The organism is Sorangium sp. So ce375 (assembly GCF_051473855.1).
Classification (GTDB): Bacteria; Myxococcota_A; Polyangia; order Polyangiales; family Polyangiaceae; genus Sorangium.
In genome coordinates, this window is the sequence record NZ_CP150335.1 from 3,507,965 (window position 1) to 3,527,500 (window position 19,536).

The 19,536-nt window shown below is 72.1% G+C and carries 15 protein-coding genes; 11 read left to right on the plus strand and 4 right to left on the minus strand.

Features of this window, described 5'->3' with window-relative positions; translation table 11 throughout:
- Positions 1-199: 199 nt before the first annotated feature.
- Positions 200-5,548, plus strand: coding sequence for an excinuclease ABC subunit UvrA (gene uvrA / locus WME90_RS13305; RefSeq protein WP_437281481.1), 5,349 nt, complete (start codon positions 200-202; stop codon positions 5,546-5,548).
- Positions 5,549-5,593: 45 nt separating this feature from the next.
- Here uvrA and WME90_RS13310 read toward each other — a convergent pair whose 3' ends face one another.
- The 3 genes from WME90_RS13310 to WME90_RS13320 all read right to left on the minus strand — a co-directional run bounded on the left by WME90_RS13310 (position 5,594) and on the right by WME90_RS13320 (position 8,968).
- The gene (locus tag WME90_RS13310; RefSeq protein ID WP_437281482.1) at positions 5,594-5,797 is read right to left on the minus strand and encodes a hypothetical protein; all 204 of its coding nucleotides are present in this window, start codon (positions 5,795-5,797) and stop codon (positions 5,594-5,596) included.
- A gap of 114 nt (positions 5,798-5,911) precedes the next feature.
- On the minus strand, positions 5,912-6,880 hold the full coding sequence (locus WME90_RS13315) for a hypothetical protein (RefSeq protein ID WP_437281483.1): 969 nt from the start codon (positions 6,878-6,880) through the stop codon (positions 5,912-5,914).
- Positions 6,881-6,913: 33 nt separating this feature from the next.
- Positions 6,914-8,968: a protein kinase domain-containing protein gene (locus WME90_RS13320; RefSeq protein WP_437281484.1), complete on the minus strand. Its 2,055-nt coding sequence runs from the start codon at positions 8,966-8,968 to the stop codon at positions 6,914-6,916.
- Positions 8,969-9,320: 352 nt separating this feature from the next.
- On the opposite strand from WME90_RS13320, the gene nadC reads away from it, so the two are divergent.
- The 3 genes from nadC (at position 9,321) to WME90_RS13335 (ending at position 11,758) form a co-directional block, all read left to right on the plus strand.
- Positions 9,321-10,169 carry a carboxylating nicotinate-nucleotide diphosphorylase gene (gene nadC, locus WME90_RS13325; RefSeq protein WP_437283606.1) on the plus strand — a complete coding sequence of 283 codons (849 nt, stop codon included), beginning with the start codon at positions 9,321-9,323 and terminating at the stop codon, positions 10,167-10,169.
- The gene (locus WME90_RS13330) at positions 10,166-10,987 is read left to right on the plus strand and encodes a biotin--[acetyl-CoA-carboxylase] ligase (RefSeq protein WP_437281485.1); all 822 of its coding nucleotides are present in this window, start codon (positions 10,166-10,168) and stop codon (positions 10,985-10,987) included. The genes nadC and WME90_RS13330 overlap by 4 nt, the downstream gene beginning before the upstream one ends.
- Before the next feature lie 117 nt (positions 10,988-11,104).
- Positions 11,105-11,758 (plus strand): radical SAM protein, encoded by a 654-nt coding sequence (locus tag WME90_RS13335; RefSeq protein WP_437281486.1) that lies wholly within the window; start codon positions 11,105-11,107, stop codon positions 11,756-11,758.
- Between the two features lie 48 nt (positions 11,759-11,806).
- Here WME90_RS13335 and fbp read toward each other — a convergent pair whose 3' ends face one another.
- Positions 11,807-12,859: a class 1 fructose-bisphosphatase gene (fbp, locus tag WME90_RS13340; protein ID WP_437281487.1), complete on the minus strand. Its 1,053-nt coding sequence runs from the start codon at positions 12,857-12,859 to the stop codon at positions 11,807-11,809.
- A 304-nt stretch (positions 12,860-13,163) separates the two neighbouring features.
- Between fbp and WME90_RS13345 the strand changes: the two genes are divergently transcribed.
- The 7 genes from WME90_RS13345 (at position 13,164) to WME90_RS13375 (ending at position 19,515) form a co-directional block, all read left to right on the plus strand.
- Complete coding sequence (locus WME90_RS13345; protein ID WP_437281488.1) at positions 13,164-14,090, plus strand: class I fructose-bisphosphate aldolase; 927 nt, start codon at positions 13,164-13,166, stop codon at positions 14,088-14,090.
- Between the two features lie 333 nt (positions 14,091-14,423).
- Positions 14,424-15,908, plus strand: a complete 1,485-nt coding sequence (locus WME90_RS13350) for a leucyl aminopeptidase (RefSeq protein ID WP_437281489.1) — start codon at positions 14,424-14,426, stop codon at positions 15,906-15,908.
- 3 nt (positions 15,909-15,911) lie between these two features.
- The gene (gene ttcA / locus WME90_RS13355; RefSeq protein ID WP_437281490.1) at positions 15,912-16,763 is read left to right on the plus strand and encodes a tRNA 2-thiocytidine(32) synthetase TtcA; all 852 of its coding nucleotides are present in this window, start codon (positions 15,912-15,914) and stop codon (positions 16,761-16,763) included.
- Between the two features lie 9 nt (positions 16,764-16,772).
- Positions 16,773-17,615 (plus strand): hypothetical protein, encoded by an 843-nt coding sequence (locus WME90_RS13360; protein WP_437281491.1) that lies wholly within the window; start codon positions 16,773-16,775, stop codon positions 17,613-17,615.
- 93 nt (positions 17,616-17,708) lie between these two features.
- Positions 17,709-17,891, plus strand: coding sequence for a hypothetical protein (locus WME90_RS13365; RefSeq protein WP_437281492.1), 183 nt, complete (start codon positions 17,709-17,711; stop codon positions 17,889-17,891).
- 116 nt (positions 17,892-18,007) lie between these two features.
- Positions 18,008-18,871, plus strand: coding sequence for a foldase protein PrsA (locus WME90_RS13370; protein ID WP_437281493.1), 864 nt, complete (start codon positions 18,008-18,010; stop codon positions 18,869-18,871).
- Entirely contained in the window at positions 18,868-19,515 is a 648-nt protein-coding gene (locus WME90_RS13375; protein WP_437281494.1) for a roadblock/LC7 domain-containing protein, read from the plus strand. Before WME90_RS13370 ends, WME90_RS13375 begins: the two co-directional genes overlap by 4 nt.
- Positions 19,516-19,536 lie beyond the last annotated feature (21 nt).

The following is a 19,536-nucleotide window of genomic DNA, read 5'->3' on the forward strand; positions in this document are numbered from 1 at the left end:
GCCCCGCGCTCGCGCCCTCTCGCACCGCCCATGAGAATTCCACGGCGCAGAACGCAATGCCGCGACGCGCTGGGTCGGCCCGCCCGTCACGTACGATCGTCCGCGACGATGGGCTGAAAGAGGGCTAAACACTCGCGGTTTCACGCGGGTCTGTCCAACCCGGACGGCGTCCCCGCGGGCTCACCCTTCCGCGTCTCCTATGCACTCCATCTGTCTTCGCGGCGCCCGCACGCACAACCTTCAGGGCATCGACCTCGACTTCCGGCCCGGCGAGCTCGTGGCCATCGCCGGCGTCTCGGGTGCCGGCAAATCGTCGCTCGCGCTCGACACGCTCTACTCGGAGGGACAGCGCCGGTTCGTCGAGAGCTTCAGCCCGTACGCTCGCCAGTTCCTCGAGCGGCTGGAGCGGCCGCCGATCGACGCGCTCGAGCCGGTGGCGGCCGGCGTCGCCGTCGATCGACGCGCGCCGGTCAAGAGCTCGCGGTCGACGGTCGCCACGATGGCGGACCTCGAGCCGTATTTCTGCGCGCTCTTCGCGCGCGAGGCGGTGCCTGTCTGTCCGTCCTGCGAGGTGCCGGCCGAGCGGACCGACCCAGCGCGCGCGGCCGACCTCGCCGCGAGCGCGCACGAGGGGGCGACCGCGCTCGTCACGTACCCGATCGCGGTCGCTGGAACCGAGCGGTTCCTCGACGTGCGCGAGTCGCTGCTCGCTGCAGGCTACCGGCGCCTCCTCGTCCGCGGGGAGGCGCGTGACATCGACAGCGTGGCGCCGTCCGAGGCGACGAGCGGCGGCGACAAAGTCGAGGTCATCGTCGACCGCGTCCGGGTCGCCCCCCGGGAGCGCCGGCGCCTCGGCGCCGCCATTGAGGAGGCCTGGAAGGGCAGCGGGGGCGACGCCTCGCTCCACCTACAGCGCAAGGCCGACGAGCAGGGCGGCGAGGGGGCGGGGGCCACGCGGCTCCGGCTCGTGCGCGGGCTCGCGTGCCCCTCGTGCGCGCGCGCCTTCGATCCGCCGCGCCCCGGGCTGTTCTCGTACCAGTCCCCGACCGGCGCGTGCCCCTCGTGCCGCGGCTTCGGCCGCACCCTGGGCATCGATTACGACAAGGTGATCCCCGACCCCTCGAAGTCGATCGCGGGCGGCGCGATCCGGCCCTGGAACGGCCGCTCGACGACGTGGGAGCGGAAGCTCCTCCGCGCGTTCTGCGAGCGGAAAGGGATCCGCACCGACCGGCCGTGGCGCGACCTCTCCGACGCGCAGCGCGCGCTCGTGCTCGAGGGAGAGGGCTCGTGGACCCAGGGGAAGTACCCCGGCGTGAAGGCCTGGTTCCGCTGGCTCGAGACGCGCACCTACAAGATGCACGTCCGCGTGCTGCTCGCGCGCTACCGCACCTACGACGTGTGCGGCGCATGCAACGGCAAGCGGCTCTCCCCCGAGTCGCTCCTCTACCGCGTCGGCGGCCTCGATCTCGCCGCGTGGCACGAGCTCGAGCTGCGCGACGCCCGCGCGCGCCTCGAGGCCGAGCGCCCCCAGACGGGACAGGGCGAGATGGCGCGTCGCGAGCTCATCGCGCGGCTCGGCTACCTCGAGCGGGTCGGGCTGGGCTACCTCTCGCTCGCCCGGCAAGCGCGCACGCTCTCGGGCGGCGAGGCGCAACGCGTCGCGCTCACCGCGGCGCTCGGGACGTCGTTGACGGGCGCGCTCTTCGTGCTCGACGAGCCGACGGTCGGTCTGCACCCGACGGACATCCCGCCGCTCATCGCGGCCATGCGCGAGCTCGCCGACCGCCGCAACGCCGTGCTCGTCATCGAGCACGAGCCCCTCGTCATCCGGGCGAGCGATCGCGTCGTCGAGCTGGGCCCCGGTGCGGGCAGGCAGGGCGGGCGCGTCACCTTCGACGGCCCGCCCGATGGGCTCGCCGCGCGCGCCCCGCTCGCGTCAGCGAGCGCCGAGCGCCGAGCGCCGAGCGGAAAGATCACGATCCACGGCGCGCGCGAGAACAACCTCCGGGACGTCACGGTCGACGTACCGCTCGGCGTCGTCGTGGCGATCACGGGGCCGAGCGGCTCGGGCAAGAGCACGCTTGTGAACGACGTGCTCTACCGCCACGTCGCGAGGGCGCGCGGCTACAAGGACGTCGAGGCGCCCGGGCTGTACAGGCGTATCGAGGGCACCGCCGAGATCCGCACCGTCACGCTCGTCGACCAGGCGCCGCTGGGGCGCACCTCGCGGGGCAACCCCGCGACCTACACGGGCGCATGGAACCGCATCCGCGCGCTCTTCGCCGAGCAGCCCGAGGCGGCGGCGCGGGAGCTCGGGCCCGGCCACTTCTCGTTCAACGTCGCGCTCGGGCGCTGCGAGGCGTGCGCGGGCGAGGGGAGCGAGACGATCGAGATGCAATTCCTGGCCGACGTTTCGCTGACCTGCCCCACCTGCAAGGGCAAGCGGTTCCGCGACGAGGTGCTCGAGGTGAAGCTCGACGGCCGCTCGGTCGCCGACGTGCTCGAGCTCTCGATCGACGAGGCGTTCGAGGCCTTCGAGGGGCAGCCCGCGGTCCGGCGGGCGCTGGCGCCGCTCAAGCAGCTCGGCCTCGGCTACCTCACGCTCGGCCAGCCGCTCTCGACGCTCTCCGGCGGTGAAGCGCAGCGGCTGAAGATCGCGCGCGCGCTCGGCGAGCCCTGCGCGGGCGCGCTCTTCCTCCTCGACGAGCCGAGCGCCGGCCTGCACCCCGCGGAGGTGACGCACCTCAACGCCGCGCTCTCCGTGCTCGTGGCCGAGGGCGCTTCCGTGATCGTCGTCGATCATGATCTCGACGTCATCGCGGCGGCGGACTGGGTCGTCGATCTCGGGCCGGGCGCGGGCAGCGAGGGCGGGTGCGTCGTCGCGGAGGGGACGCCCGAGGACGTGGCCCGGACGGCGACGCGGACCGGCGTCTCGCTGGCCGAGTGGTTCGCGCAGCGGGGCGACGGCGGCGCGCGGCGCCCGCGCCGCGGGGCGACAGCGGCGCTTGCTCCCTCGAAGCCCGGCAAGCGCGGCGGCGGCGTCGCCGCGCGCGCGTCGCTCGACCGGGGGCAGATCGAGGTCGAGGGCGCCCGCGAGCACAACCTCGCCGAGGTATCGACCGTGATCCCGCACGGCGAGATCGTCGTCGTCACCGGCCCGAGCGGCTCTGGCAAGAGCACGCTCGCGTTCGACGTGGTCTTCGCGGAGGGCCAGCGGCGCTTCCTCGAGACGCTGACCCCCTACGCGCGCCAGTTCCTCCCCACGCTGCCGCGGCCAGACGTCGATCGCGTCACCGGCGTGCCCCCGTCGATCGCGCTCGAGCAGCGGACCACGCGCTCGGGCGCCAACTCGACCGTCGCGACCGTGACCGAGATCGCGCACTACCTGAGGCTGCTCTACGCCAAGGTCGGCGAGGCTCACTGCCCCGACTGCGACGTGCCCATCGAGGCGCGCTCGCCGGACGAGGTCTACCGCTCGCTCATCTCCACGCGCGGCTCGCGGACGCTCCTCGCCCCCGCCGTCGTGGCGCGCAAGGGGACGTACCTCGACGTCTTCACCGCCGCCGCCCGGGCCGGCATCACCCGCGCGCTCGCCGACGGCGAGCCGTGCGCGACCGACAGCCCCCCCCGCCTCGACAAGCGCCGCGAGCACTCGATCGATCTCGTGATGTACGAGGGGCGCATGGACGGCCTCGATCGCGCCCTCTTCGATCGCGCCCTCGCGTTCGGGCGTGGCGCGGTCAAGCTCGCCGGCGGCCGCGGCGGGGAGCAGCTGCTCTCCACGACGCGCACCTGCCCGCGCTGCGGCGTCGGCGTCCCGGAGCTCGATCCCCGCTGGTTCTCCTTCAACACGAAGCAGGGCCGCTGTGCGTCGTGCGAAGGGACGGGCGCCTCGGATTTCGACGACGACGCGCTCGCCACGCCGGACCCGTGCGAGGCCTGCGGCGGCTCGCGGCTCGCGCCGATCCCGCGGGCGGTCCGGCTCGCCGGCGAGCGTTACCACCAGGCATCGGGCCGGTCGGTCGCGGCCGCCGCCGCGTGGGCGAGGGGGCTGCGCTTCACGGGCGACCGCGCGCTGATCGCCGAGGCGCCGCACAAGGAGCTCTGCCGCCGGCTCGACTTCGTCTGCGAGGTGGGCCTCGGCTACCTCACGCTCGATCGGCGCGCGGCCACCCTCTCGGGCGGCGAGATGCAGCGCCTGCGGCTCGCGGCGCAGCTCGGCAGCGGCCTCACGGGCGCGCTGTACGTCCTCGACGAGCCGACCATCGGCCTCCATCCGCGCGACACCGACCGGCTGCTCGGCAACCTCCGGAGGCTCGCCGGGATGGGGAGCACCGTGCTCATGGTGGAGCACGACGCCGACACGATCCGCGCGGCGGATCACCTGATCGACCTCGGCCCCTCGGGTGGACGCAAAGGCGGCCGGATCGTCGCGGCGGGGCCGTCGCGCGCGGTGCTCGCGAACCCCGACTCGCCGACCGCCCGCGCGCTCGCCGGCGAGGACGCGCTGCTCAGCGCGCGCCCGGCGCGCCCTGCCGTGCGCGAGCACATCGAGCTCCTCGGCGCTCGCGCGCACAACCTCCAGGGGGACACGCTCCGGATCCCCGCGGGCCGGATGACGGTGGTCGCCGGCGTGTCCGGCTCGGGGAAGAGCACGCTGATCCAGAAGGTGCTCTACCCTGCTGCGCGCCGCGCGCTGAAGCTGGAGGCGCCCGAGCCGGGCCCGCACAAGGCGCTGCGGCTGCCGAAGAGCATCCTGCGGGCGGTGGCCGTCGATCAGTCGCCCATCGGGCGGACGCCGCGCTCGATCCCCGCGACGTTCCTGGGCGTCTGGGACGAGGTCCGCAAGCTCTACGCTGCCTGCCCCGACGCGCAGGTGCGCGGCTACGGCCCTGCGCGGTTCTCCTTCAACACGGCCTCCGGCGGGCGGTGCCCCGCGTGCGAGGGGCAGGGCGTCATCGCGCACGAGATGTCGTTCTTGCCCGACGTGACCACGCCCTGCGAGGCGTGCGGCGGCGCCCGCTTCGAGCCGGCGACGCTCGACGTGCGCTACCTCGGCCTGTCCGTCGGCGAGCTCCTGGACCTCACCGCCGAGGAGGCGGTCGAGGTCTTCGCGGCACACCCGCGGATCCGCGCTCCGCTCTCGACGATGTGCGATCTCGGCGTGGGCTACCTCCACATCGGCCAGGGTTCACACACGCTCTCGGGCGGCGAAGCCCAGCGGCTCAAGCTCGCGGCGGAGCTGACGGCCGGCGCCCGGCCGAAGCCCACGCTGTACGTGCTCGACGAGCCCACGACGGGCTTGCACCTGGCGGACGTGACGCGCCTGGTCCGCGTGCTCGATCGCCTCGTCGAGCGCGGCGACACGCTGGTGATCATCGAGCACCACCCGGCGGTCATCGCGTGCGCGGATCACGTCGTGGAGCTCGGCCCGGAGGGCGGCGCCGGCGGGGGGCGCATCGTGGCGGAGGGCACCCCGCGCGAGGTGGCGCGTCAGCCGACGGCGACGGGCGAGGTGCTGAAGCGGATTTTTGCGAAAGCTACCTGAGCGGGCGCGCCGCCTCGAACCGGCGCGCCGCCTCGGAGAGCGAGATCAGGCGTCGGCGCGCTTCGCGTACTGGTACGCGGTGTAGGCCGAGATCAGGTGGCAGATCCAGCCGAGCCAGCCGCCCGATCCGATCCACAGGCCGGGGGTGACGATCAGCCAGAAAATAGCGCGCAGGAATGCGCCGTTGTAGAGCTGCCCAACTCCCGGAATAAGGAAAGAAAGCACAGCGGCGATCCCGGATTTGCTCATGGCAACGGAACGTGATCACCGTGACCGCCCTGTCAAGCAGGCTCGACGGGGAGCCTTGCCACGAAGCCCGCTGCGCCGCGGTATTCGGCGGCGCAGCGAGCGGCGCAGAACGGCTCAGTGGCTGCCAGGCAGGATGATCCTTCGCCGTCCCGTCGAGGACGTGGAAGGGGTGGGCGCAGGGGTCGTCGTGGTGGGGTTTGGCGTGGGCGCAGGGGTCGCGACGGTGGGAGCCGTCTGAGTCGCCGGAGCAGTGGTCGTCGGTACCGTTATCGTCGGCGACGTATGCGTGGTGGGGCTCGGGCTGGGCGCTGGCGGCTTGGGTTGTGCTTGCGTCGGCTTCGGGGCGGCCACCGGAGCCGGCTCCGGCGCGGGGGGCTCCGGTGCGGTGGCCGCGGGGGTGGCGGCCGTCGGCGGGGGAGGCGCCGGATCGCCGGCGACCGACGCTGGCGCCGGGGGAGCCTCGATCGGTGTCAGCGCCGTCGCGTCTTCGGATGAGCCTCGGCTGCGCATCACGAAGAAGGCGGTCGTCAGGCCTCCGATGACCACGAACGCGCCGAGCCCGATCAGCGCCAGCGTCGCGCCGGAGCTCTTCGGGCGAGGCCGCGCGGCGATCGGCGCCGGGTACAGCGCACCGGCGGCTCCTGGTCCACCTGGGGCCCCGAACGGCGAGCCGCCGTACGGGCTGGCGGGAGGCTGGGGCGGCTGCCCGTAGGCGCCCCCTGCTCCGGGGGGACCGCCGTAATTCGCTGTTGCACCGGGGCCGTAGGGGCCGGGTGTGCCAGGGGGCGCCGCGCCGTAGGCGCCGCCTGGCGGCGGCGCGCCATAAGCGCCAGCGGGAGCGCCGTACGGGCCAGGCGTGCCGGGGGGCGCGCTGTTGGTCCCGCCTTCGACGAGGGTCCGCGGGACGGCTGCGCCAGCGGCGTTTGGATCGTGCGGCGCGGTGCCGGGCGGCACGGGAAAGGCGCCCTGCGGCGAGTTGAGCCCTGCGAGCGGAGGCTCGCCGGGCACGGTCTTGCCTGGGCCGTACATGCCGCTCGGGGGCGCAGGCCATCCCGGCGGCGGACCGCTATTCTGGTTGCTCATCGAGATCGCATCCTACCGTGCGCGCCGCGCGCGTCAGTTGTTGGGTACGATGATCACGCGTCGTCGAGGCCTCTCCGACGGCGTGGTGGGTGGGCTCGTCGTCGGGTTCGTCGTCGGCGGGCTCGTCGTGGTGCTGGGCTGGGGGCTGGTTGGCGGCTGTGCGCTGGTCGGCGGAGGGAAAGGGAACGGGATCGTCGACGGGATGACCCAGGGAAGCTGGGGGATGATCGTCGGCGCGCTGGGGGACGTCGTCGGTGCCGTCGTGGTCGGCGGCGTCCCCGTCGTGCTCGGTGTCGGCGAGGGCTTCGCCGTCGAGGTCGGCCTGGGCGGAGGCTTGGCGACCACGGGCGGCTGCTCGACGTGAGGTGGCGTCACGACGGGCGGCGTCGTCGCGGGCGGGGTGGGATCCGACGGCACCGTGTTGGCCGGCTGGAGCGTCGGCATGGCTTGCGGCACGTCGGCCTGTTCCTTCCGGCTGAGCTCGTTGGCGAGGTACAGGCCGCCCACCACGGCTCCCGTGATCCCCGTGGCGAGCAGCAGGATGGCGAAGAGCGAAGTCCCGCCTCGCGCGGGCCGCTGCGCGCCGTGCGCCGAGGTGCTCTGCGAGATCCTCGGCAGCGGATCCATCGGCGCCGTCCCAGGGATGTACCCCGGCGCACCGCCGCCATAGGCGCCGCCATACCCGGGCGCTGGGCCACCGTTGAATCCGCCGGCCTGCGCCGAGCCTCGGGCCATGAACGGAGCGCTCCCGACCGCCGTCCCACCCGGGCGCGGCGACAGATCGAACGGCCCTGGCTCGTGGCTCGTGGCGGGCACCCCTTGTGGGGGCATGTAGGGCGCGGCGCTCACGGTCGCCGGCTCCGCGATCTGGGGATAGCCCCCTTGGGCGAAGTACGGGCCCGAGGAGGGCTCTGGTCTCGGCGTGAACCCTGGACCGGAAGCCGAGGGACCTCGGGCATCGGACGAAAAGCCGCCCATGGGGGTCGAGGGCCCGAGGGCGCCCGGGGGGCCGCTCGACGCGTGCTGTGCGCTGCCGTCCTCCGGTGGAATCGTCTTGGGAACGGAGCTGGTGCGACCGTCGCTCATCGCGTTGGTCCCGGGCGCCGCCGCGGAATGCGCGAGCATCGCGGGCGCCGCGAGGGCTGCCGGCAGGGCGGCCCCGGACGATCGTGCCAGGCTGACCTCGGACGGCGCGGGGGTGAGCGCCGACGGGGCTCGGGCGGCCCGGGCGAACGGCTCCAGAGCGCTGCGGAACTCGGCGGTGGTCGCGAAGCGATCCGGCGGCGAGGCCGCCATGGCGCGGTGGACGGCGGCGCAGAGTCCGGGCGCGAGCTCCGGCGCCAGGTCCGAGAGCCGCGAGATCTGGCCCGACAGGTAGGCGCCCGCGATCTGCTGGGGCTCATCGCCCCCTACCGGCCGGCGGCCGGCGAGCATCTCGAAGATGATGACGCCCAGCGAGAAGATGTCGGCGCGCGCGTCGACGGAGTCCGCGGAGTAGGCCTGCTCGGGGGCCATGTACTCCGGCGTGCCCATGATCACGCCGGGGCGCGTCAGCCCGCGATCGAGCTCGCCCGTGACCTTCAGCTTGGCGATGCCGAAGTCGAGCAGCTTGATGAGCGGCTCTCCCTTGGCCGTCTTCGTGATGATCACGTTGTCTGGCTTGAGGTCCCGGTGGACGACGCCCGCGCGATGGGCGGCCTCGACGCCCTCGAGCATCTGCATCGCGTACTCGAGCGCGTCGGGGTACCCGAGGCGGACGCCTGCCCGGTAGAGCTCCTCGTAGAGGGTCTGGAGCGTCTTCCCCTCCAGGTACTCCATCACGATGAAGGCCAGGCCGGATGCCGTCTGGTCGACGTCGCTCACGCGGACCACGTGCGCGCTCTGGATCTGCGCGGAGACGCGCGCCTCCTGCAGGAAGCGCTGCACCAGGCCGGAGCGGCGGGACAGCTCGGGGTGGAGAAACTTGAGGGCGACCGTCGTCCCCAGCACCTCGTGGCGGGCTTCGTAGACGCTCCCCATGCCGCCATCGCCGATGAGGCGCACGAGTCGGTACTTGTTGTTGATGACCTGGCCTGCCTGCGGACGCATCGATCTCCGTTGAGGGCGCTGGAGTTGCTCGCTCCGTTGAGGGCGCTGGAGTTGCTCGGAGAGTCTCACAGGCTAGTAGACGAACGTCAGCCCCATTTGTGCGACACAGCGTCGCGAGGATCGCGATCCGCCCCGCTTTTCGGCGCAGCCAGCCCCAGCCATTCTCGCCCGCCTCCCGTCCACGGCACCCACGCGGTCGAGGTCGCACGCTCTACCATGCGCCAGCCACCGCAAGAAGCGCCATGACGCGATGCGTTGTCGTGCTCGATGTGTCGGCGACGGCGCTGATTGCGCGCGTGCGGGACCGAGTATACCTGGGAGCGCCGCCTGGAGCGGCGCCGAGGAGATGCCTGTGCTGGCTGCGCCGTTGCTCGATGCCCTGATCGATCGCTCTCTGGAGGAAGATCTCGCGGGAGGCGATCTCACCACCGAGGCCTGTGTCGAGGCTTCCGCGCGCGCGACCGCGAACGCGGTCGCGCGCAAGCCGCTCGTCGCGTGTGGGGGCGCCGTGTTCCTGCGCGTCTTTCAGCGCCTGGATCGGGAGGTCGAGGGCGAGGTGCTCGTCGCGGACGGCACCGCCGTCGGCGTCGGCGCTGTGCTGTGGACGGTGCGTGGCCCTGCGCGCTCGCTCCTCAGTGCGGAGCGAACGGCGCTCAACCTCACGCAGCGCATGAGCGGCGTCGCCTCCGAGGCGCGCCGCTACGCCGAGGCGATCCCGGCCGGGTCGGGCGTGCGCATCACCGATACCCGCAAGACGACGCCTGGTCTCCGCTCTCTGGAGCGCTACGCGGTGCGCGTGGGCGGCGCGCACAACCACCGCGACAGCCTAGGGAGCGCGGTGCTCATCAAGGACAACCACATCGTCGCGGCGGGCGGCATCGCGACGGCCATCGCTCGCGCGCGTGCGCGCGCCCCCCACACGACAAAGATCGAGGTCGAGGTCGCCTCGCTGGACGAGCTCGATCAGGCGCTGGCCGCCGGCGCCGACATCATCATGCTCGACAACTTCACGCTGGCCGACGTCAAGGTCGCGTCCGCGCGGGCGCGGTCGGCGCCCGGCCGGCCTCTCCTCGAGGTCTCCGGCGGCATCACCCTGGAGCGCATCCCCGAGCTCGTCGCGGCGGGCATCGACGTCATCAGCGTCGGGGCGCTGACGCACTCGGCGCGCGCGGCCGACATCGCGCTGGATCTCTCGCTGTGAGGCGGCTCGACGCCGAGGCGATCGAGCGGGAGCTCTCGCGGCTCGGCGCGTCGTTCGGGAGGCCGCTCACGGTGGTGGCCGAGACCGCGTCGACGAACGACGACGCGCGGAGCGCGGCCGCCGCCGGCGCGCCGCACGGGGCTGCGTTCCTGGCCGACGCGCAGACCCAGGGTCGAGGGCGCGGCGGGCGCTCATGGCACTCTCCGCCCGGCGAGAACCTCTACATGTCGGTGGTGTTGCGCCCCAGCGTGCCCGCGAGCCGCGTGGCCCCCATCGCGCTCGTCATGGGGCTCGCCGTGGCGTCCGTCGTCGAGCGGCGGCTCGCGCCTCGCTCGCCCCGCGGCGCGCCGGGCGACGGATCCACCGCCGAGGTGCGGCTCAAGTGGCCGAACGACGTGCTCGCTGGGGGCCGCAAGCTGGCAGGCATCCTCGTCGAGGCCCAGCTGCGCGGTGAGTCGGTGAGCAGCGTGATCGTCGGCGTCGGGCTCAACGTCCATGCGTCGAGCTTCCCGCCGGAGCTCTCGGCGCGGGCCACGTCGCTCGCGGTGCTCGGCATCGACGACGTCCCTCGCGAGCTCCTCGCTGCGGAGCTGCTCCAGGCGATCGGCGACGCGGCGGCGCGGTTCGAGGCGGGAGAGCTCGCGCCCTTCGCGGACGATCTCGCCCGGATGGACTGGCTGCGCGGCCGTCGCGTCGAGGTCGGCGGCGTGGTCGGCGTCGCGGCGGGGATCGATCCCGAGGGGCACCTGCTGGTCCGCGGCGGGGACGGTGTCCTCCGGGTGGTGGCGGCGGGCGAGGTCAGCGTCATTGCCGGCTGAGCGCCTCGCACCGCTTGCGCTGCGCGCTCGGCGCGGCCAAAGCTCCCGACCCCCCTCGGGTCGCCGGCGGCGTGGAGCCGCCGAGGCCGACCGAGGCCCCTCGGAGGCGTCGCTTCCTTGAAAGAAGACACCCTCGTCGTCCATGAAATCTACGCCAGCGTGCAGGGCGAATCGACGTTCGCCGGGCTGCCGTGCACCTTCGTCCGGCTCACCGGGTGCAACCTGCGCTGCTCCTGGTGCGACACGACGCAGGCCTTCTACGGTGGCAAGCGGATCCGCCGCGGCGAGGTCCTCGAGCGCGCGCTGGCCTTCGGCACGCCGCTCGTCGAGCTCACGGGAGGCGAGCCTCTCCTCCAGCCCGGGTCGCTCCTGCTCCTCGCGGAGCTCTGCGACGCAGGCCGGACGGTCCTCGTCGAGACCAGCGGCGAGGCAGACGTGTCGCGCGTCGACCCGCGCGTGCACAAGATCATGGACCTGAAGGCGCCTGGCTCGGGGGAATCCCACCGCAACCGCTGGTCGAACCTGGATCACCTCACGCCGCGCGACGAGATCAAGTTCGTGCTCGCCGATCGGGCGGACTACGAGTGGATGCGGGACACCATCCGCGAGCGGCGCCTCGACGCGCGCGGCGTGACGCTGCTCGCCTCGTGCGTCTGGGGCAAGCTGTCGCCGAAGGATCTCGTCCAGTGGGTGCTCGACGACGGCCTCCGCGTCCGGGTGCAGGTCCAGCTCCACAAAGTGATCTGGGGAGCGGACGCGCAAGGGGTCTGACCCGCGGACCCCCCGCGCTGCGGCGCGGGCGACCTCTCTCTCGCAGCTTCAGCGCTCGCCGCGCACGAACTGCTCGAAATCTTCGACGTCGCGGGGCGAGCCGAGGACGAGCGGCACGCGCTCGTGGAGCGACCTCGGGACCTTATCGAGGATGCGCTCGGATCCCGTGCTCGCCTTGCCGCCGGCGGCCTCGAAGATGAACGCGAACGGGTTCGCCTCGTAGAGCAGCCGCAGCTTGCCCTGGCCGCCTCGATCGGCGGGGTAAGCGAAGACGCCGCCCTTGAGCAGCGTCCGGTGCGCGTCCGCGACCAGCGATCCCACGTAGCGTGCGCCGTAGGGCCGCCCCTCGTGCTTGTTGTCCTCCTTGATCCACGTGTTCCAGCGGCGCACGTCCTCGGACCACCGCGCGCTGTGGCCTTCGTTGATGGAGTACGTCGAGCCGCGCTCGGGGATCCGGATGTTCTCGTGAGAGAGAAAGAACTCGCCCACCGTCGGGTCGTAGGTGAAACCGTGCACGCCGCCAAGGCCGGTCGTGATGACGAGCAGCGTCGACGACCCGTAGAGCACGTAGCCGGCCGCCACCAGATCGCGGCCGGGGCGCAGGAAGTCCGAGGGATCGGCGCCCATCTTGGCGTCGCTCTTTCGGAGCACACCGAAGATCGTTCCGATCGAGATGTTCACGTCGATGTTGGACGAGCCGTCGAGCGGGTCCACCACGACGATGTACTTGGCGCGCGGGTCCGTGGAGAGGAGCCTCATATCGCCGAGCTCCTCGCTCACCACGGCCGCGCAGTGCCCGCGTCTTCCGAGCACGCTGAGCAGCGTCTCGTTGGCGACCTCGTCGAGCTTTTGCACGACCTCGCCCTGGACGTTTGTCTGTCCCGTGTATCCGAGGACGTTCGCGAGGCCGGCCCGCCGGACCTTGGACGTCACGAGCTTCGCCACCAGGCCGAACTGGTTCAGGAGAGAGGTGAACGCCCCTGTCGCCGCGGGGAACCCGAGCATTCCCTCGAGGATGTACGTCTCGAGCGTGATCCCGATGCGCGACGGCTCCTCCGGCGGCTTCCAGCTCAGATCCCGTTGGTCCGATGAGAGCGACATGATCCCTCCGCGTTGTCGGCGAGGACGTCGCCGCCCCGCCACGTGCCCGCGCGCGTCCGCTGTGGCCCCCGAGAGCGGACCGGCGCTGTTTCGAGAATTGCGTATCCGATGGCTTCGTACAACATCCTCGGGGCGCTGGACCGCCCGCGCGTTTGGCTCGATACGTTCGTCCAAGTCCTGAAGATGCGGCCCGAGCCCGCTCGCCCGAGCACCCTGACACGAAGCGGTGGGCGTGCCGGCGTGGGTTCACGCCCGGGGCGGGCCACGTGCTTCCGGCGCAGCAGCACCCCTGACGGAGTGATTCATGGCGCTCACCACCCGCGTAGAGCAGATCCTCTCCTGGTACGCCTCCGAGAACCCTGGCACGCTGACGAACCTCGTCCGGCTGCTCAACCATGGCGCGCTCGCGGGCACCGGAAAGATGGTGATCCTGCCGGTGGACCAGGGCTTCGAGCACGGTCCGGTGCGATCGTTCGCTCCAAACCCCGAGGCCTACGACCCCGACTACCACTTTCAGCTCGCGCTCGACGCCGGGTGCAACGCCTATGCGGCGCCGCTCGGATCGTTGGAGGCGGGCGCAGCCAGGTTCGCGGGGCAGGTGCCGCTGATCCTGAAGCTGAACAACAGCGACACCCTGGCGAAGGTGGAGCAGCCCATGTCGGCGGTGACCGGCTCGGTTGAGGACGCGCTCCGCCTCGGCTGTGTCGGCGTCGGCTACACGATCTATCCCGGGTCCGGCGCTAGAAACAGGATGTACGAGGACCTTCGCGAGATCGCCCTCGAGGCCAAGCGCAAGGGCCTGGTCGTCATCGTGTGGAGCTATCCGCGCGGCGCCGGGCTGTCGAAGCAGGGCGAGACGGCCATCGATGTCTGCGCGTATGCGGCGACCATCGCGGCTCAGCTCGGCGCGCACATCATCAAGGTCAAGCCGCCGACGGCTCATATCGAGCAAGAGGAGGCGAGGAAGATGTACGAGAAGTACAGCATTCCCATCCAGACGCTCGCCGACCGGACCCGGCACGTCGTGCAGACGACCTTTGGCGGCAAGCGGGTGGTGATCTTCTCCGGCGGCGAATCCAAGGCGACCGACGCCGTGCTCGAGGAGGTGCGCGAGATGGCCGCGGGCGGCTCCTTTGGCTCGATCATGGGGCGCAACGCGTTCCAGCGCCCACGCGCCGAGGCGCTGCAGCTCCTCGCCGACGTGATCCAGATCTTCAGGTCGGCCCGCTGACGCCCCTCGATCCGGTGCTCGGGCCGGGGCCGTTCGTACCCGCGGCCCGGTTGGGCATCGCCGCGCGAAGCGCCCCCGCGGCGCGCCGCGATGGCGCCGCCGAGCGCGAAGGCTGCACGGAACCGCGAGAAACCGTGCCGAACCGTGAGTAACGGCGCGTAACGGCGCGTAACGGCGCGTAACGGCGCGCAACCACGCCCCCGGGAACGGGAGCGCTCTCCCGCCCGCACCTCGGGCCGACCGCCTGCAGGCATCGTCCACGTCGACGGGGTTAGCCCTTCGTGATTAGATGCCGCGCTGGAGACCCTCCACATCCCGGGCTCAGGAGACCGCATGCCGATCAAAGTGAACCTCGCCTCGTCCGATCCGCTGAGCATCGCCGTCGACGTCGTCGTCATCGGCGTGCCTGAAGGCGCTTCGACGGGCGAGGGCGTGCTGGCGAGGCTCGTGGAGGCGCTGGGCGAGTCCGTGACCCACCAAGTCAAGCGCGACGACTTCACAGGGAAGAAAGATCAGAGCATCGATTTCGCGACGCGCGGCGCGTTGAAGCCCGGCCGCGTGCTGCTGGTCGGGCTCGGCTCGGGCAAGGTCACCGACGTCGATTGCCGGCTGCTCGCGGCGAAGGGAGCGCGCTTCGCGAACGGCGTGCGCGCCGAGAGCGTCGCGGTCGCGGTGCCGCCCGGCGTCGAGCGCGCCGAGCGGGCAGCCGCGGAGGGCATCGTGCTCGGCGCCTACCGGTTCACCCGCTACTTCACGGGCGACCGCCTGCCCAAGGTCGAGCTCTCCCGCGGCACCGTGGTCATCGAGGGCAAGGCGGTCAAGGCGGCGCGCGATGCCGTCGCGCTCGGTCAGCGGGTCGGCGAGGCGATCTGCGTCGCGCGCGACCTCGTCAACGAGCCGCCGAACGAGGTCTATCCGGAGGCGCTCGCGCGTGTCGCGGTGGACGTGGGCAAGCAGCACGGGCTCAAGGTGACGGTGCTCGACAAGGCCGCGCTCACCAAGCGGGGCATGAAGCTCATCATGGCGGTGGGGCAGGGGAGCGCGAGGGAGCCCCGCCTTGTCCACATGGTCTACGCTCCTCCCGGCAAGCCGAAGGGAAAGCTCGTCTTCGTGGGCAAGGGGCTGACGTTCGACAGCGGCGGCCTCTGCATCAAGCCAGCTCAGGGCATGGAAGAAATGAAGGGCGACATGGGCGGCGCCGCGAACGTGATCGCTCTGATGGCCGCCGTCGCGGCCGCCAAGCCGAACGTCGAGGTGCACGGCGTCATCGGCGCGGCAGAGAACATGCCCGACGGCGCGGCCTATCGGCCCGGCGACATCTTCGGCTCTCTGGACGGCAGGACGGTGGAGATCATCAACACCGACGCGGAAGGGCGCCTCGTCCTCGCCGACTGCCTCGCCTACGCGCGCGCGCTGAAGCCGGACTTCATCGTCGACAACGCGACCCTCACGGGCGCGTGCGTCGTGGCCCTCGGGCCGACCGTGTCGGGCTTCTTCTCGAACCGCGAGGAGCTCGCGGAGCGCGTGCGGAGCGCCGCGAAGGCCGCGGGCGAATCGATGTGGCAGCTCCCGCTCATCGAAGAGCTGCGCGACGGCCTCAAGAGCGACTGGGCCGACATCAAGCACACGGCTGACCGCTGGGGAGGGGCCATCACCGCGGCCTTGTTCCTGCGCGAGTTCGTGGGAGATGTCCCGTGGATCCACGTGGATATCGCTGGCCCGTCCATGGCGAGCAAGCCGTACGGCATCTTCTCCAAGGGCGGGACGGGCCACGGCGTGCTTACCTTCCTCCGCCTCATCGAAGGCTTCACCGGCTAACCCGTGCAACTCCGCCGTAAGCTCGCGCGCGCCATGGGGCGCGCCATCACCGACTTCGACATGATCGCCGACGGCGATCGGATCCTCTGTGCTGTCTCGGGGGGCAAGGACAGCTACGCGATGCACGCGCTCCTCGTCGACCTCGCGCGCCGCGCGCCGGTCCGGTTCAGCGTGATCGCGGTCAACATCGACCAGGGACACCCTGGCTATCCCGGACACCTCCTGACCGACTACATGGCGGCGGGCGGCCACGAGTTCCGGATGATCTCCGAGGACACCTACTCGATCGTCACCGAGAAGATCCCCGAGAACAAAACGTACTGCTCCCTCTGCTCCCGCCTGCGGCGGGGCATCCTCTACCGCATCGCGCGCGAGCTCGGCTGCTCGAAGATAGCCCTCGGCCACCACCGGGACGACGCCGTGACGACGCTGCTCCTGAACCTGGTCTTTGCCGGTCAGCTGAAATCCATGCCGCCGAAGCTCATCTCCGACGACGGCGACAACATCGTCATCCGTCCGCTGATCTACTGCGCCGAGGCCGAGCTTGCCGCGTTCGCTGCCGAGGAGCGCTTTCCCATCATCCCCTGCGATCTGTGCGGATCACAGGAGAACCTCCAGCGCAAGGCCGTGAGCCGGCTCCTCGCCGAGCTCGACGAGCGCCACCCCGGGACACGCCAGAACATGCTCGCCGCCCTTGGCAACGTGCGCCCGAGCCACCTCCTGGATACGGGCCTCTGGAAGCGGCTCGGGCTCGAGGTCGCCCGGGAAGAGGGGAGCTCAGGCGACGAGGCGGGCGCGGGGGGGGCCGCGCCGGACGTGCTGCCCGTGGGCAACCTGCTGAGAAACCTGGCCTAGCGCTCGCTCATGAGCACGGATGCCCCCGGCGCCATCTCGATCGGCGCTCCGCGCGAAGCGGAGTCCACCGCGTCGGCCTCTGCCGGTCGCGGCGGTGCGCTGACGCGCGGGGTCGACGCGGCGTCAGGCTCGGAGGGCCCCGAGGCCCCGCTGCCCGGGGCGGCGCGCTTCGAGCTGGGTCTGGGCGGCGGGCGCGCCCCGCAGGCGTTGCTCGCTGCGGTCGTCGCGTGGATGATCACGGTCGCGCCTGCCGGTTTCGGGCGCGGCGCGCCGGCGCTCGCCAGCGTCGCGGCCACGCTCGCCTTCCTGTGCGGCGTCGCTGCGCCGCTGCTCGCCGTGACCCACCGCCGGGTCGGGCGGCACCTTGGCATCACCGTCTTCCTGGCGCTGGTGACGCTGACCTGGCTGCTGGCGTCTCCTTCCCTTCAGCCGTCCCGCCTCGACCCGGTCCGCGCGTCGATCGGCGCGATCGCCTGGGGTATCTTCGCGCTGTCCTGGCGCGATCGCTGGGATGCGCGGCGCCAGCCCGAGCCGGAGCCGGACGCCCCTCTCCTGCAGGCCCGAGCCCACCTTCCTCCGCTCGCCACGGCGATCGTCGCGTTCGGAGCGCTCGTGAGCCTCGCGATCCTCGTGCTCGCATGGCGTGTCCGGGACCCGGAGCGCGCCCTCTTGGCCCAGGCTGTCGCGGTGGCTTGCGCCGTCGCGCTGATCACCGCGGCGTCGGGCGTCGCGGTCGCCCGTGGGCGCCGACACACGGGCGGCGCACGGCGGCTCCCTCACCGCGCCGTTCGGCACCTGGTCGTCCTGATCGTCTTCGCCATCCTGGGGGCGGTCGCGATGACACTGCGCTGAGCGGCGACGCGGCCGTGGCCTCCCGGCTGCTGCTGCTCCTTGGCGTCCTGCATCCCCGCCGATCCCCGGTCGAATCGCGTTACACTCCTGCACGTGTCCCGCGCAGTCGATGTGTTCGCGATCCTGCTCCTCGTCGCCGCCGCGTTCTCCTTTGCCTTCGGGGTTCACGCGCTCGGTGATCGCCAGGATTTCAAGGCGATCTACCTCCTCGTGATCGGCGGCCTCTCGCTCAAGGCGTCCACGGAGATCCTTCGTCCCCGCGGGGGGAACGCGTGAGCCCTGCGCGCCGAGCGATCGCGGCCGTCGCGTGTCTGTGCGCGTGCGCTGCCTGGGCTGCTCTGTCGACGTCCGCGAAGGGGGCGGCGCCGTTGCCGCCCGGGGTGGCGGCCCGCGTGGGCGCGAGCGACATCGCCGTCGACACGGTAGCTCGCATCGCGGCGGCGCAGCACCTCCCGCCCGCGCAGGCCCTCGATGCAGCGGTGCGCGACGCGCTCTGGGCCGCCGAGGCACGGGCCCGCGGCCTCGAACAGGATCCCGAGGTGCGGCGCGAGATCAGCTTGGTGCTCGCCCGTCGCATGCTCCACACCCTGAAAGAGGAGGCGGAGAGCGTCGGCCCTGTGACCGACGACGAGCTGCGCGCCGCCACCGAGCGCCACTGGCTCGATCTCGATCGCCCCGAGGGATATCGCACCGTGCACGCCGTCGTGAGGCTCTCGGCGGACGCAGACGAGGCTACCCGTGACAAGGCGAAGGCGCTCGCCGACGCCATCCGGACGGCGGTGTTGTCCTCGCGTGAGGTCGCTCAGCGCACCGAGCCACCGAGCGCCTCGGGGACGCAGCAACCGCCCCCCGATCCGGCTGCCGAGGCGTTCATCAGCGCCGCGAAGGGCGTCCCTGCCGACGGCCTCGAGGTCGTGGCGCAGGTGCTTCCGGCGGTGACGGCGGCGGGCCGCGCGCTCACCTCGGAGCCGCAGCAGATGGACCTCGCCTTCTCCCGCGCGGCGGCGTCGCTGGTTGCGCGCGGAGATCTCAGCGCACCCGTCACATCGCCGTTCGGAGTGCATCTCATCATGCTCCTCGAGCGCATTCCGGCGCGGGTGGTGCCTCTCGAGGAGCGACGCGGCTTGGTGCGCGATGAGGTCGTGACGGACCGCGCGCGCGCCGCCCAGTCGAAGCTGCTCGAGGCGGCACGGCGCGAGGCGGAGATCGCGGGCGCCGTCGACGGGTTGCTCGAGCTCGTGCGGATCGAGCCATGACCACCTCGCGCAACGGAGGTCGTAACCGGAGCCGGCTTCCACGCGACCAGGCGCCGTCTTCGTTCACGTCGATCCTCGAGGATCTCCTCTGCGCGATCCCCGGCGCACACGCCGCGGCGCTCGTCGATTTCGAGGGGGAGACCATCGACTACGCGGGCCGGCTCGAGCCCTTCGACGTGAAGGTCACCGCGGCCCACTGGCAGATCGTGCTGGCCGAGATCGCTGACTCGCGCCTGGGGGCGTCGCGCCAGATCACGGTGCGCGCCCACCGCAAGAGCTACATCGTACGCCGGCTGCAACCGGAGTACGCCTTGGTCCTGGTGCTGCACCCGCGGGCTGCCTTTGCCGCCTCCCACCGCGCGTTGCAGGAGGCCGAAGCGCGGCTCTGCGCCGAGGCCGGCTGGAGCACGTCGCGCACCGCGCGGTGGTACTGCGTCGACGTCGAGACCGAGGCCTCGGATCGTGGGCGCCCCGCCCGCCTCCGCAGCGCAGGCGGTTGGCAGCCCGTCGAGGTGATGGGCTCGATGGTCGGCCTCGGGCCGCGCGAGAAAGGCTTTCGGATCAGGCTGCCGAGCGGTGCGGAGATGCTGCTCATCCGTGAGCGCATGGGTCGCTGGTTCGCAGACGAGCACCCGGAGACCTGAAGGCCAGCACGAGCGAGGCGA

Bases quoted from the DNA above. Each gene is read 5' to 3' on its own strand.
- uvrA (WP_437281481.1), top strand. From the start codon at position 200: ATGCACTCCATCTGTCTTCGCGGCGCCCGCACGCACAACCTTCAGGGC.
- WME90_RS13310 (WP_437281482.1), bottom strand. From the start codon at position 5,797: ATGAGCAAATCCGGGATCGCCGCTGTGCTTTCTTTCCTTATTCCGGGA.
- WME90_RS13315 (WP_437281483.1), bottom strand. From the start codon at position 6,880: ATGAGCAACCAGAATAGCGGTCCGCCGCCGGGATGGCCTGCGCCCCCG.
- WME90_RS13320 (WP_437281484.1), bottom strand. From the start codon at position 8,968: ATGCGTCCGCAGGCAGGCCAGGTCATCAACAACAAGTACCGACTCGTG.
- fbp (WP_437281487.1), bottom strand. From the start codon at position 12,859: ATGTCGCTCTCATCGGACCAACGGGATCTGAGCTGGAAGCCGCCGGAG.
- WME90_RS13345 (WP_437281488.1), top strand. From the start codon at position 13,164: ATGGCGCTCACCACCCGCGTAGAGCAGATCCTCTCCTGGTACGCCTCC.
- WME90_RS13350 (WP_437281489.1), top strand. From the start codon at position 14,424: ATGCCGATCAAAGTGAACCTCGCCTCGTCCGATCCGCTGAGCATCGCC.
- WME90_RS13360 (WP_437281491.1), top strand. From the start codon at position 16,773: ATGAGCACGGATGCCCCCGGCGCCATCTCGATCGGCGCTCCGCGCGAA.
- WME90_RS13375 (WP_437281494.1), top strand. From the start codon at position 18,868: ATGACCACCTCGCGCAACGGAGGTCGTAACCGGAGCCGGCTTCCACGC.